General features: G+C 56.5%; 11 protein-coding genes and 1 tRNA gene. 7 read left to right on the top strand and 5 right to left on the bottom strand.

What is annotated here, in order from left to right; genetic code table 11:
- The first annotated feature begins 245 nt into the window (after positions 1-245).
- The 3 genes from pyk to L6966_RS00365 all read left to right on the top strand — a co-directional run bounded on the left by pyk (position 246) and on the right by L6966_RS00365 (position 3,077).
- Entirely contained in the window at positions 246-1,715 is a 1,470-nt protein-coding gene (gene pyk, locus L6966_RS00375; protein ID WP_083092992.1) for a pyruvate kinase, read from the top strand.
- A gap of 140 nt (positions 1,716-1,855) precedes the next feature.
- The gene (locus L6966_RS00370) at positions 1,856-2,311 is read left to right on the top strand and encodes an SRPBCC family protein (protein WP_237232640.1); all 456 of its coding nucleotides are present in this window, start codon (positions 1,856-1,858) and stop codon (positions 2,309-2,311) included.
- A gap of 379 nt (positions 2,312-2,690) precedes the next feature.
- On the top strand, positions 2,691-3,077 hold the full coding sequence (locus L6966_RS00365; protein WP_237223838.1) for a hypothetical protein: 387 nt from the start codon (positions 2,691-2,693) through the stop codon (positions 3,075-3,077).
- A 251-nt stretch (positions 3,078-3,328) separates the two neighbouring features.
- Here L6966_RS00365 and L6966_RS00360 read toward each other — a convergent pair.
- Positions 3,329-3,411: transfer RNA gene (locus L6966_RS00360), tRNA-Leu, on the bottom strand.
- 257 nt (positions 3,412-3,668) lie between these two features.
- Between L6966_RS00360 and L6966_RS00355 the strand changes: the two genes are divergently transcribed.
- Entirely contained in the window at positions 3,669-4,283 is a 615-nt protein-coding gene (locus tag L6966_RS00355; protein WP_083092986.1) for an ANTAR domain-containing response regulator, read from the top strand.
- Positions 4,284-4,300: 17 nt separating this feature from the next.
- Here the strand turns inward: L6966_RS00355 and L6966_RS00350 are convergent, their stop codons facing one another.
- The 3 genes from L6966_RS00350 to L6966_RS00340 form a co-directional block, all read right to left on the bottom strand.
- On the bottom strand, positions 4,301-4,471 hold the full coding sequence (locus L6966_RS00350) for a hypothetical protein (RefSeq protein ID WP_180377891.1): 171 nt from the start codon (positions 4,469-4,471) through the stop codon (positions 4,301-4,303).
- A 184-nt stretch (positions 4,472-4,655) separates the two neighbouring features.
- Positions 4,656-5,927 carry a dicarboxylate/amino acid:cation symporter gene (locus tag L6966_RS00345; RefSeq protein ID WP_237223839.1) on the bottom strand — a complete coding sequence of 424 codons (1,272 nt, stop codon included), beginning with the start codon at positions 5,925-5,927 and terminating at the stop codon, positions 4,656-4,658.
- 110 nt (positions 5,928-6,037) lie between these two features.
- Positions 6,038-6,484 (bottom strand): PaaI family thioesterase, encoded by a 447-nt coding sequence (locus tag L6966_RS00340; RefSeq protein WP_237223840.1) that lies wholly within the window; start codon positions 6,482-6,484, stop codon positions 6,038-6,040.
- Between the two features lie 111 nt (positions 6,485-6,595).
- Here L6966_RS00340 and polA point away from each other — a divergent pair, with 111 nt between their 5' ends.
- The 3 genes from polA to L6966_RS00325 all read left to right on the top strand — a co-directional run bounded on the left by polA (position 6,596) and on the right by L6966_RS00325 (position 13,024).
- Positions 6,596-9,400 carry a DNA polymerase I gene (gene polA / locus L6966_RS00335; protein ID WP_237223841.1) on the top strand — a complete coding sequence of 935 codons (2,805 nt, stop codon included), beginning with the start codon at positions 6,596-6,598 and terminating at the stop codon, positions 9,398-9,400.
- A gap of 302 nt (positions 9,401-9,702) precedes the next feature.
- Positions 9,703-11,166, top strand: coding sequence for a 30S ribosomal protein S1 (gene rpsA / locus L6966_RS00330; protein WP_083092980.1), 1,464 nt, complete (start codon positions 9,703-9,705; stop codon positions 11,164-11,166).
- Between the two features lie 241 nt (positions 11,167-11,407).
- Positions 11,408-13,024: an inorganic phosphate transporter gene (locus L6966_RS00325; protein ID WP_237223842.1), complete on the top strand. Its 1,617-nt coding sequence runs from the start codon at positions 11,408-11,410 to the stop codon at positions 13,022-13,024.
- Here L6966_RS00325 and L6966_RS00320 read toward each other — a convergent pair.
- Entirely contained in the window at positions 13,021-13,710 is a 690-nt protein-coding gene (locus L6966_RS00320; protein WP_083092976.1) for an IMPACT family protein, read from the bottom strand. The two genes, L6966_RS00325 and L6966_RS00320, sit on opposite strands and share 4 nt — an antisense overlap.
- Positions 13,711-13,790: the final 80 nt, after the last annotated feature.

The following is a 13,790-nucleotide window of genomic DNA, read 5'->3' as shown; positions in this document are numbered from 1 at the left end:
TGACAGGCCACCCCTTAATATTTCTATTTGTTTATTACTGTTTATGTGTGTTTTGGTGGGGATTTTTCTGTGTTTTGACAGTAAAAGTACCTGAGACCTTCACCAAAACCCCCAAAAACAACGTATAATGGGGTACGAAAGTGTTGGAATTCGCCTGGCTGTTTGTGTATATGTTGGTTACGCCCGGTGGCTCAGGCGGTTCGCTTCACCAGAGTTCTCAGCCCCTACAGACCTAAGGTTGATTGATGAGACGCGCAAAGATTGTTTGTACTATTGGCCCCGCAATTTCTGCACCAGAGAAGATTGCTGCGGCTATCGAGGCGGGCATGAACGTTGCCCGCCTGAACATGAGCCACGGCGATCACGAGGTTCACACCAACTCATACGCAACCATCCGCGAGCAGGCTGAGAAGCTAGGCCAGAACGTCGCGATTCTTGCTGACCTCCAGGGCCCCAAAATTCGTTTGGAAACCTTCAAGAACGGCGCAGAGGTTCTTGAACCCGGCGACACCTTCACCATCACAACTGAGGATGTAGAGGGTACCAAGGAAATCTGCGGCACCACCTTCAAGGGCCTGCCCGGCGACGTCAAGCCCGGCGATACCCTGCTGATTGACGACGGTAAGATTCGTCTCGAAGCTATCGAGGTTGACAAGACCACCGTGACCACCCGCGTCATCGTCGGCGGCCCCATCTCCAACAACAAGGGCATCAACCTACCCGGCGTTGCTGTCTCCATCCCCGCCCTCACCGAGAAGGACGAACGCGACCTGCGTTTCGCCCTGAACCTGGGTGTCGATATCATCGCTCTCTCCTTCGTTCGCTCCGGCGACGACATCCAGCGTGTTCACGAAATCATGGAAGAAGAAGGCCGTAAGATCGCCGTCATCGCCAAGATTGAAAAGCCTCAGGCCGTTGAAAACCTGCAGGACATCGTCGACAAGTTTGACGGCATCATGGTGGCCCGTGGAGACCTGGGCGTGGAGTTCCCCCTCGAAGAGGTTCCTCTGGTTCAGAAACGTGCCATTGAGCTGGCCCGCCGCTGGGCCAAGCCCGTCATTGTGGCAACCCAGGTGCTAGAAACCATGATTCAGAACCCCACCCCCACTCGCGCAGAGGCTTCGGACTGTGCCAACGCCATCCTTGATGGTGCTGATGCCGTTATGCTTTCCGGTGAAACCTCGGTGGGTAAGTACCCCATCATCACCATCCAGACTATGGCCCGTATTATTAGATCAACCGAAGAGCGCGGCCTCTTCCGAGTTCCTGAACTGGGTACCTCACCCAAGACTCGTGGCGGTGCACTGACCCGCGCTGCGGTGAACATCGCTGATCAGCTGGATGTCAAGTACATCGCGACTTTCACCCAGTCCGGTGATACTGCCCGCCGTCTGGCCCGTCTGCGTCCGGCCAAGCCCGTGCTGGCGCTGACACCGGAGCCTTCTGTGCGTGCCTTCCTTTCCTTGCTCTGGGGTGTTGAAGCTGCTGTGGCGCCCGCAGCGAAGAATACTGACGAGATGACCGCCGTGGTTGATCGCTACATGCTCGCTAACGGCTGGGCTGAAGCTAATGACCTCATCGTCATGGCTGCTGGATCACCTCCCGGTGTTGCTGGCTCGACCAACACCGTCAAGGTGCACCGTGTGGGAGACCTGGATGACGCTGGTGCGGTTCTCCCCGAGGCTCGCGAGCAGGTTCGCCCTTTCACAGACTAGGACGTTCACGCGCCCCCGGGTGCTCACTTTTAGAGTGGTGAATAGCCCAGCCCTGCCACGGTTGAAGTGGCGGGACTGGGCCATTGCTGTGGTTAGGGAGCGCTTCATTTCAGGGGTATACGGGGTGGTAAACTGACCGTATGTTGAATACTCTACTCACTCGCTCCACTTTGATTGAGGCCCCGCTTGAGGTAGTACAGCCCCTGATTGCTGACTTGCACCACTGGGAGAGCTGGTCCCCCTGGCAGGAGCTTGACCCCGCTATGCGTCAGGCCTACTCGGGTGCCGAGAGGGGCGTCGGCGCAAAGATGGCCTGGGCTGGTAATAAGAAGGCCGGCGAGGGCCGCATGACTGTGGTCACTGTGCAGGACGATCTGGTTGAGATTGATATTGAATTCATCAAGCCCTGGGCCGCTAAGAACCGTAGCCACTTCAAGCTACAGCCTACCGAGGGTGGTACCGCAGTTGCCTGGTCGATGAGCGGTGAGCAGAACCTGATGATGAAGGTGATGTTCAAGGTCTTTAATATGCAAAAGCGTATCGGTGCTGATTTTGAGCGCGGCTTGGCCCGCCTGAAGGCGGTAGCAGAGGGTTAGGACGCCCGCCTCACCCGGTTGCCTGGGGAAAGTTCTTCGTCATATAGGGGTCATAGTTGCCTATTGTGATTGAGGAATGAACTTTAACCTGCCTGACAGGTGTAGACTTGTTGCGGTGATTCAGGGCCGGAGATTTGGTCTTTGAATCGAACCACCGCAGGAACCACAGGATCAAAGCCTCGCTTCGGTCTTGTCTCCGCACCAGCCCGCTCACTCTCCAAGAAGAGTGAGCGGGTTTTGTATGTAGGCTACCAACTTCTTCTATACAGAACTCTCGGTGAGCCGCGCTAGCCCAGGAGCGTCCAACTCATCCACCTAGTGGTCCATGGGGGCGGGCCGGGGATAAGACTGCTTGACGGGTGACAGGGGCTAGCTTTGCTTGAAAAATATCTGGATAAATTCTGACGACGCCACCGTGTCGACGAGCGAGGCTACGGTGGCGACCGGCGGAGCCTCTGAGTCAACGACTGGAACAGCCAGCGATGACTCCACCGAAACTCTGACCGTGACCGCAACCAATAACGGCGAAGCTTCTGTAATCTGGACTTTTGGTGCCTCCGTGGGCTCCGATGATTTTGAAGGTGAGTGGACCGAGCAGGTTGAACTTACCGATGAAGCCGATGTATTCACGATGACTGTAATTGGCGATGTCACGGTTGATAATGAAATTACCTGTACTATCACCGATTCAGACGGCAAAGTGCTTGAGGAGGTCACAGCCTCAGATCAGAACTCTGCTACCTGCACCTATGTTGATTCTTTCTAAGCCTTGCAGCCTGGCTCAGCTAAAGCCTAGCCAGCTTCCCACGAGGTGAGCTAAAAATCAGGTCACCTCAATTCTTACTGACCGGTTGGTGCAACAATGACCGGCTCCAGGAACGTTTCAAGGGCCTGACTCCGATGCAGAATCGGAGTCAGGCCCTTGAGGTTCTCACCGTTTAAAATTAAACCAGTCCAACTTTTTTTGGGGCTAGTTGACAGGAGAGAGGGTTTACCGTGCTTTGACTAGCCTCTTTATGGTGCCCAAGGTGGGACTCGAACCCACACTCCGAAGAACCGCATTTTGAGTGCGGCGCGTCTGCCAATTCCGCCACTTGGGCAAGTGCGAAAGCTCTTCATACAATACACGCCCACCTGCCATTCACGCCAATCGGCACTCGGTGGCTAAAACGACCCTGGGCGGCAGGCGTCCCGGTACCAAACTACTCCCGGCTCTCTAGATGCTGACTGTAAATGTCGTTACTATTAGGAGTGATTGAGTGCACGCGCCAGCTCTCGGTTGCAGGGGCGTATGCCGGGTGAGACGCGTGCGAAAATAGAGTGAGAACCTCAAACCAGCCGAAAAGGAGGCAAGGGTATGTCAGAGCAGACCGCCCAGGAGCCCGAGAACCAGGATCAGCAGCCCGAGCGCACTGTTGTCGTCGCTGAAGACGAGGCACTGATTCGTCTTGACATCGTCGAAATCCTCAAAGACCACGGCTTCAAGGTTGTGGCTGAAACCGACAACGGTAAAAAAGCAATTGAGCTTGCTGAAGAGCACAGCCCCGATGTGGTGCTCATGGACGTTAAGATGCCCGTTATGGACGGTATTGCCGCTGCCGAAGCTATCAGCGACAAGCAACTGGCACCCGTCGTCTTGCTCACCGCCTTCAGCCAGAAGGAACTCGTCGACCGCGCAACCGAAGCTGGTGCCATGGCATATGTGGTCAAGCCCTTTACTCCTCACGATCTGATTCCCGCAATTGAGGTAGCTATTAGCCGCTACGAGCAGATTCGTGCGCTTCAGAACGAAGTGGCAAACATCAAAGATCAGTTCGAAACCCGCAAGCTGGTGGATCGTGCCAAATCATTGCTCATGACCAAGATGGGTTTGAGTGAACCTGAGGCCTTCCGCTGGATTCAGAAAACCTCTATGGATCGCCGGCTCTCCATGCGTGAGGTTGCCGAAACCATCGTCAAACAGGTTCAGTAGGTACGCGCCAGGGCAGGCTAGAGCCCATCCTTATGCTGGGATTTAGTGCCGATGCCCCAGAGTGAAACCGCGGCGCAGACGGTGACGCCAACCCACCAGAGGCCGCCCTGGGCCAGAGCGGTGACCGTGAAGAGGAGGGTGAGCACAAGAAAAATATTGCCGATGAGCTTGCGGCGGCCTGAGGTCACGAGCTTTCCTTTCTGAGAGGGCTGGCCTTCTAACTTTACCGCCACCGGCCTGACCGCGTGAGTGTAGGCGCGTGCCAATGACCCAAGAGAACTGCTCCCCACCGGTTGGGCTGAGACATCAGTATCCAACTCGTGGGGAGCAGGTCAGGCCAGGATAGGCCGGGCTTGTTGAAAACAGGGAGGGCTAGACGGTTTTCGCTGCGGCCTCCTCGGCCTGAGCTATCTCGGTAGGTTCGTCGTCAACGTCCGCGCCAAAGACCTTAGCTAGGCGCTCAGTGAGCGACGCGATGGCCGCGTCACCGGTGACGTTGGTGGCAGTGCCGAAGGAATCTTGAGCCAGGTAGAGGGCAATCATGAGGGCAATCATGGCGTCGTCGAAGCCCAGCATCGACTGAAGTAGGCCTATCGCAGTCATGACTGCGCCGCCGGGTACACCGGGGGCGGCAACCATCATGACGCCCAGAACCAGAACCACGGGAATCATAGCGGTAAAGCTGAGGGAACCGCTGGTCATGAAGACCACAGCCACCGCACAGGAGGTGATGGTAATCATCGAACCGGAAAGGTGGATGGTGGCGCAGAGCGGGATGGCGAAGTCCACAATCTTGCTCTTGATACCAATTTTCTTAGCAGAAGCTACGGTCACGGGAATAGTGGCGGCTGATGACTGAGTTCCGATAGCGGTGAAGTAGGCAGGGAGCATTCCGCGCAACATCCTGACGGGGCTGCGGCGGGTCACAGTGCCAGCGATGGTGTACTGGATGGCCAGCATAGTCCAGTGCAACAGAATCACCATGATAAAAACCTTGCCGAAGACCGCAAGAATCTGGCCGACCTGCCCTGCCAGGGTCATATTAGCGAAGACGCCGACGATATGGACCGGTAGCAGGGGGATAATGACGTAGCCGAGTAGCTTCTCGATGATGGTCTGAAAATCCTGAAACAGATTCAGCATGGCTGTGCCACCTAGAGCGGTGATACCTAAACCCATAATGAAAGCCAGCACCAGGGCGCTCATGACCGACATGATGGGATCAAGGGTGAACGTCAGATAGCCAGCTGAGAGTGATTCTTCGGGGTTGTCGAAGGCAGTGAGTTGCTGGCCTTTGAGAATGATGGGGTAGAGAAAATAAGCCACGCTCAGCGCCAGGAAGCCGGCGGTAATAGAGGAGACATAAGCCAACCCCACGGTGGTGCCCAGCAGCTTGCCTGCGCCCCTGGCCAGGGAGCCGATACCGGGCACAATAAAACCAATGATGATCAGCGGGATAGCAAAGCTGAGGAAGGCACTAAAAATAGTGGAGAAAGAGACGAAGAGCTGGACGATGAGGTCGGTGGGGAGGGACGAACTTAGGGCACTGTTGATGCCCGAGATAAGACCGGGTGTGTAGGCTCCAATGAGGATACCGCCGATGATGGCGACGATAATCCACACGAGCAGAGGAATCTTTTTCATAGGGTTCCTTGTGGGTTGTGTGGGTGAATGTGCATATGACTGCTAGTTTATGCAATGACGAGTATTTTTAGTGGCCTACGGGGCAATTGATAGCCGAAGTATGCCCCGTATCACTGCCCGGTGGCTGTGGCTGATGCGGGTGGGGTGATGATGTTATTGGTGATTCGGGCGGTGGCTACCAGCCTGCCAGCATCGTCAGTGATGTCAACGGTGTGGACGGTAACGGTGCGGCCCAGCTTGACGGCGCGGCAGGTTGCGGTGACGGTGCCAGCACGGGCTGGGAGCATGTGCGTGATATTGAGGTCGACTCCCACAGCGGCCTGTCCCTTGTCAGCAACGGATAGGAAGGCGGCGAGTGAACCCGCGGTTTCGGCAAGGGCGGCGGAGGCACCGCCGTGAAGCAGACCTACTGGCTGTGTGTTTCCTTCTACCGGCATCGTGGCAACTAGATACTCCGGGCTGGCTTCATGAACCCTTATGCCGAGCTTTTCACTCAGCGCACCTGTTCCGAGTTTCTTAAGGACGTGTTGGTAGTGGTCATGAGAGTTTTCGGTCATGGTGATGGGTCTTTCACAGTAGGGTACTGGGCGGTCGGCTTCTATGGTAGGTCAGGAGGCAGATGACCCGCTAGGTCTGGTGGGGGGCGAAGCGGTAGGATGGTGGCTGTGATGACTACACCTGAAACCTCAGTAGAAACCCCACGTAAACTCATGCTCATTGACGGGCATTCCCTGGCCTTCCGTTCTTTCTACGGCACGCCAGTGGACGTGTTTGTTAACTCAGAGGGCCAGCATACCAATGCTGTTCACGGCTTTCTTTCAACTCTGATTTCATTGATTAAGAGCGAGCAACCAAGCCATATTATTGTGGCCTTTGATCTTGCCGGTGGTACTTTCCGCACCGAGGAATACGGCGAGTATAAGGGTGGCAGAAACGAGACTCCTGAGGAATTTTCTGGGCAGATTGACCTGATTCAGCGGGCTCTGGCTGCGCTGAAGATCCCGTCGGTAACCCTGCCCCGCTACGAGGCCGACGATATCGTGGCCACCTACACCCGTCAGGGGCGTGAAGCCGGGTTTGAGGTGCAGATTGTTTCGGGTGACCGCGATGCCTTCCAGCTGGTCACCGATACAGTTACGGTGCTATACCCTGTGACCACTGGCCCCACCAAGGGCATCCGCTATATGACTCCCGAGGCGGTCGAAGAGAAATATAAGGTCGCCCCTCATCTGTACCCTGATCTGGCTGCCCTCACCGGTGAGCAGGCTGATAATCTGCCCGGTGTGCCCGGAGTGGGCCCCGGTTTCGCTGCCAAGTGGATTAACGAGTACGGAGATTTGAACGGGGTACTTGAGAACGCAGAGAATATTAAGGGTAAGAAAGGGGAGGCTCTGCGTGAGCACGTGGACGACGTGTTGCGCAATCGCCGACTCAACCGCCTGGTTGATGACCTTGACCTGCCGGTGGCCCTGGATGAGGCTCATGGCTATGGGCCTCAGGCAGAGGAGCTTGAAGAGCTCTTTGACTACCTAGAATTCAACTCTATCCGCAAGCGCGTGGCTGAACTGTTTGACGGCATGGGGCAGACAACCCCTGCGGTGAGTGTTGAGATTGAGGGCCTGGAAAGAATAGAGACGCCGGACGCTCTGGCTGCCTTCCTGGGGAAGGCTGGCGAGACTGTTGCAGCAGCTGAGCGCCCTGCTCCGGTTCCTGAACGTCTGGCAACAGCTGTCACGATCTACCCTGTTGCTGATGAAAATGAAGGAAGGGCAAGTGCCCTGCAAGGCTTGATGCTGGTCGCCGGTGCGCAGGCAGCCTACGTATCCCTGACCCGTGCAGGCGAAGGCGTCACCGAAGCCTTAGCAGAGTGGCTGGGTGATGCAGGGGCTCCCAAAATCACTTTTGACGTTAAGCAGAATTTTAAATCTTTAACAGCAGCGGGCCTGCCCTTGGCCGGTGTGATAGAAGATCCGGTACTTTCCTCTTATGTTTGTGGCTTTATTCCCACCGCTCGCCGTCGTGGCCACCGCGACATGCTCGAAGACCTGACCCGAGACTACCTGAGTCAGTCGCTTCCTGCCGAGCCAGAGCAGGCAGACCAGGGCGAACTTTTCTCACTTGAATCCTCGGTTGATCTCACCCACCAGGGTCTTATCGCCCGCTACGTACAAGAGCTGGCCTACGCCCTGCACACAGACCTGGTGGCCAAAAGCCAGCTGGGTCTCTACGAGGAAATTGAACTGCCTACCGCGACCGTTTTGGCGCGCATGGAAATTGCAGGTGTAGCCATAGACGCTTCTGCTATCGCTGAACTCAAAGACTACTACGGTGAACATATTGCTCGGGCCACCGAGGCCGCTTATAGGGTACTGGGGCACGAAGTCAATCTATCCTCGCCCAAGCAGCTACAAACGGTCCTCTTTGAAGAGCTTGAGCTACCTACCACTCGTAAACTCAAGAGCGGTTACTCCACCGATGCCGATTCTTTGGCCGGTATCTTAGCCCAGGTAGCCCCCGATTCTCGTGGCGCCGACTTCCTAAAGGAGCTACAGACCTACCGCGACTACACAAAGTTGCAGCAAACCGTTGAAGGTTTGCGTAAGGCTAGAACCTCAGACGGCCGTATTCACACCACCTACCAGCAGAATGTTGCCGCCACCGGCCGTCTCTCCTCCACTGACCCCAATTTGCAGAACATTCCCATCCGCACCGAGGAGGGCCGCAAGATTCGGGATGCTTTTGTGGTTGCCCCTGAGCCCCTCAACGGTGTGGAGTACGTCAGCCTGCTCACCGCAGACTACTCCCAAATTGAAATGCGTATCATGGTTCACCTCTCGGATGACGCGGACCTCATCGCCGCCTATCAGGCTGGTGAAGACCTTCACCGTTTCGTGGGTTCTGAGGTATTTGGTGTTGATCCCGAGGACGTGACCTCAGAGATGCGCTCCAAGGTGAAGGCCATGAGCTACGGCCTGGCCTACGGCCTTTCCCCCTTCGGCCTTTCCAAACAGCTGGGTATCAGTGTGGACGAAGCTACTAGTCTGCGCGCCAACTACTTTCAACGTTTCGGTAAAGTGGGCAAATTTTTACGGTCCATTGTGCGTGAAGCCCATAAGACCGGATACACCGAAACCATGTTCGGCCGTCGCCGTCTGCTACCCGATCTGGCCTCCTCCAATCGTCAGCGCCGTGAGGCCGCGGAGCGCGCCGCTCTCAACTCGCCTATCCAGGGCACCGCAGCAGACATCATCAAGATCGCTATGATCAATGTGGATGAACGCCTGCGCCGTGAAAACCTCGCTACCCGCATGCTCTTGCAGGTTCACGACGAACTCATACTCGAGGTGGCAGCCGGTGAAGAAAAGGCTGCCGAGAAGATTCTTGTGGACGAAATGAGTGGAGCAGCCTCGCTACGCGTCCCGCTGGACGTGCAGGTTGGTTGGGGTAACTCCTGGCACGATGCGGGCCACTGAGCTACATTGCGGTGAGGCTAAGACTAAAATCACCCGGTCAGCCAAGGAACACGCGGTGAAATCGCCCACCAAATCGTTGACCGGCAGTCCGGTGGCCCCTAGACTTGAAACGGTGCGTGAGCTCTGCCCTCTTCCCGTGCGGTCGAGTAAGCGCACAGTTATTGTCCGTATCAACGCTCAATACAGAGAACCACGCGGTACCTCACCCCGGCAGAACGTGATGACATCGCGCCTGGCCGGGTCAGACTAAGATGCCGCCTGTATTGACCTAGAAAACTATCCATATTGGAGCCCTACTCTCTATGAGCACCAACGTTCCCCAGGTTGCAATCAACGACATCGGCAACGAAGAAGAATTCCTCGCAGCAGTTGACGCAACCATCAAGTACTTCAACGACGGCGATCTCGTTTCAGGCGAAGTTGTCAAGGTTGACCACGACGAGGTACTACTCGACATCGGTTACAAGACCGAAGGCGTCATCCCCTCACGTGAACTTTCCATCAAGCACGACGTAGATCCCGACGAAGTTGTTTCTGTTGGTGACACCGTTGAAGCTCTTGTCCTCACTAAGGAAGACAAGGAAGGCCGCCTGATTCTCTCCAAGAAGCGTGCACAGTACGAGCGCGCCTGGGGCGACATCGAGAAGGTCAAGGAAGAAGACGGCGTCGTCACCGGCACCGTCATCGAGGTCGTCAAGGGCGGTCTTATCCTCGACATCGGTCTGCGTGGCTTCCTCCCCGCCTCACTCGTCGAAATGCGCCGCGTCCGCGACCTGGCCCCCTACATTGGCCAGGAAATCGAAGCCAAGATTATCGAGCTCGACAAGAACCGTAACAATGTTGTTCTGTCCCGCCGCGCCTGGCTTGAGCAGACCCAGTCAGAGGTTCGCTCCACCTTCCTCAACCAGCTCGAAAAGGGCCAGGTCCGTTCAGGTGTTGTATCCTCAATCGTCAACTTCGGTGCCTTCGTTGACCTCGGTGGCGTCGACGGCCTCGTCCACGTGTCCGAGCTCTCCTGGAAGCATATTGACCACCCCTCAGAGGTCGTTGAAGTTGGCGACGAAGTCACCGTTGAGGTCCTCGAAGTTGATCTCGACCGTGAGCGCGTCTCACTGTCACTGAAGGCCACTCAGGAAGACCCCTGGCAGGCATTCGCCCGCACCCATGCCCTCGGCCAGGTTGTACCCGGTAAGGTCACCAAGCTTGTACCCTTCGGCGCATTTGTTCGCGTCGAAGACGGCATCGAAGGCCTCGTCCACATTTCCGAACTCGCTGTTCGCCACGTGGATTTGGCAGAGCAGGTTGTCTCCGTCGGTGACGAGCTGTTCGTCAAGGTCATCGACATTGACCTGGACCGCCGCCGCATCTCTCTGTCACTGAAGCAGGCTAACGAAGGTGTGGACCCCGAGTCCACCGAGTTTGACCCGGCCCTCTACGGCATGGCCGCAGAGTACGACGACGAGGGTAACTACAAGTACCCCGAGGGCTTCGACCCCGAGACCAACGAATGGCTCGAAGGCTTCGAAACACAGCGCGCAGCATGGGAGCAGCAGTACGCTGACGCCCAGGCTCGCTGGGAAGCACACAAGACACAGGTCTCTAAGGCGCTAGAAGCCGATGCAGAAGCAGCAGCTGCCGCTCCCGCATCAGCAGCTCCCGCCGAAGCCGCACCCACCTCCTACTCATCTGAGAAGCCCGCCGAAACCGGCACACTGGCTTCAGATGAGGCGTTGGCTGAGTTGCGTAAGAAGCTCACCGGCAACTAAAGAATGCGCGGCGCTCATGCGTTGCTCATTCCTAGTCCATAATGGGCCCTCCCACTACATGGGAGGGCCCGTTTGCGCCCGATAGCAAGCTACGGCAAGGCCAGAGAGCTGTGGAATCCGTCATGCTCATAGTTCATGCGGGCGATAGCGTTAGTTCACCTAAACTTAACCTTTTTCTCAGATTATTAACAGGGCCCAAAATGCGCCTTAAGACCGTATGAACTCAACCGAAGGGGGACTCGTGAATTCCAGCGCGGATTCCGGTTCACAGCTCGCAACCCCCGCGTTGCAACGAGACACCACCGATCGATGGTGGCACCTTACCTTTGGCGTCCTCATGGCCGCCTCACTTACTCTCTTTACCGTCTGGTCACTCAACTATGTTGACCAATCCCAGCACGTCATCATTCTAGTGGCGGCAGTGCTACTTGGTCTTTTCATGGCTTTCAATATTGGTGGTAATGACGTCGCTAATTCCTTCGGTACCTCCGTAGGTGCAGGTACGCTGACCATTAAACAAGCCCTGCTCATTGCAGCCGTCTTTGAGGTCTCAGGCGCTGTCATCGCAGGCGGCTCTGTGACCGATACCGTGCGCTCAGGCATCGTCGATCTGGGTGCCATCGACCTGGACCCCATGCAGTTCGTCTACATCATGATGGCAGCCCTCCTGGGTGCAGCTATCTGGCTACTGGTCGCCACCCGCATGGGTTGGCCCGTCTCAACTACCCACTCAATCATTGGTGGCATCGTGGGCGCAGCCCTAACCATTGGCTTTACCACCGGCACCGGCGGTATGGAGATGGTGCAATGGAACAAAATCGGCCAGATCGCAATTTCCTGGGTACTCTCACCGGTCTTAGGCGGTCTGTTCGCTTGGCTGCTATTCGGCTTTATCAAGAAGTACATCTTGGGCTATAACGAGAAGGTCGACGCGGCCATGCTTGAAATCAAGAAGTCTCAGGAGCAGGAACGAGCAGCACACACCCCACACGACGGCTTTCAACGTATCACCGACCTGCAGGCTGACGCCTATGCCAACGCCATGCTACGCAAGAAGAAGTTTAAGCTCAAGAAACTGGACCCCGAGGCTCCCGAGAGCGAGTACTACCGCCAGGTATACAAGCTTGACCAGCAGGCAAAGCGTAGTGACTCCCATCGTGCCCTGGAGGTTTACGTACCAATCCTGGCTGCCTTTGGCGCCGCTCTCATTGCTGCCATGCTCCTTTTCAAGGGCCTGGATAACCTCGAACTGGGTATCTCCACCATGGGTAACATCATGATTATGGTCATGGTAGCCGCTATTGCCTGGGTGAGCGTATCAGTCTTTGCCCGAAGCTTGCAGAAGCAGGAGCTCTCACGCGCTACCTTCACTATCTTTGCCTGGTTGCAGGTCTTTACCGCAGCAGCCTTCGCTTTCTCACACGGAGCGAACGACATTGCTAACGCTATCGGTCCCTTTGTTGCCATCCTCGATGTGCTGAAGACCGGCGTCATCGGTGACGAAGCGATAGTTCCTATGCCCGCGCTCATCACCTTCGGTATCGCTCTTATCGTGGGTCTCTGGTTTGTTGGCCGTAACGTCATCGCAACCGTGGGGCACGGGCTGACCAAGATGCACCCATCCTCTGGCTTCGCTGCAGAACTAGCTGCAGCGGGTGTGGTCATGGCCGCTTCGGTTTTAGGTCTACCCGTTTCGTCGACCCATATTCTGATTGGTGCTGTGCTCGGTGTGGGAATCGTCAACCACTCAGCCAACTGGAGGCTCATGCGCCCCATTGCTCTTGCCTGGATTATTACCCTACCCATCTCAGCCGCTATCGGCTCGGTAGGTGTGCTGGCTATTTCAGCAATCTTCTAGGCTAAATCAACCCACTGGGTTTCACCCCACGAAATGTGCCCTGCGCCGGCTGTCAGCTCGGCCAGGGCCGTTTCTGTCTGTGCCCGGGTTGCCCGGTCGTCAAAAACACCCAGGGTGATATCGGCTCCGCTGGCTGTGTAATCGGTCCCCAGCACCGTATAGCCCAGGGCCCGCAGCTCATTTTCGAAGCGTCCTGCCTCAGCGTGGGAGGCGGTAACTGTGCCCAGCCGCAGGCGTTCGCGGGGCACCAGGGGAGCGGCGTCCAGGGTTGCAACAACCGCATCTGTGTAGGCGCGCACCAGCCCGCCTGCCCCTAGCTTGATACCGCCAAAATAACGCACCACCACAGCGCAGATATCGGAGAGATCGGTGGTTTCGCCGTCGCGTCCTTCGGTGCGTCGGGCTAGCAGTGCTTGGAGCATGGGAATACCGGCGGTGCCAGCGGGCTCACCGTCGTCGTTAGAGCGCTGAATCTGCCGATCACCCCCGATGATAAAAGCAGAGCAGATATGGCGGGCATCGTGGTAGGTCTTGCGTTTGGATTCAATAAAGGCGCGGGCCTCTTCTTCAGTTTCCACGCGCTGAATGTAGCCGATGAATTCGCTGCGCTTAATTTCTAGCAGATGCCGGGTCTCGTCACGGGTGGCGAGCACGGTGTAGCGGTTGGTGCGGGTTTCATCGGTCATGGTGTCAATTCTAGTGTGCGGAGCCTAGCCCGCGTAGGCTGGTGGGAGCGGGCGGCCGCCCGGCGATAAAAGACGAAAGG

The sequence above is a fragment of the Rothia nasisuis genome, assembly GCF_928381405.1.
GTDB classification, from domain to species: domain Bacteria; phylum Actinomycetota; class Actinomycetes; order Actinomycetales; family Micrococcaceae; genus Rothia; species Rothia nasisuis.
Note: the sequence above shows the minus strand (reverse complement) of the source record. Positions and strands in the feature narration are given on the sequence as shown.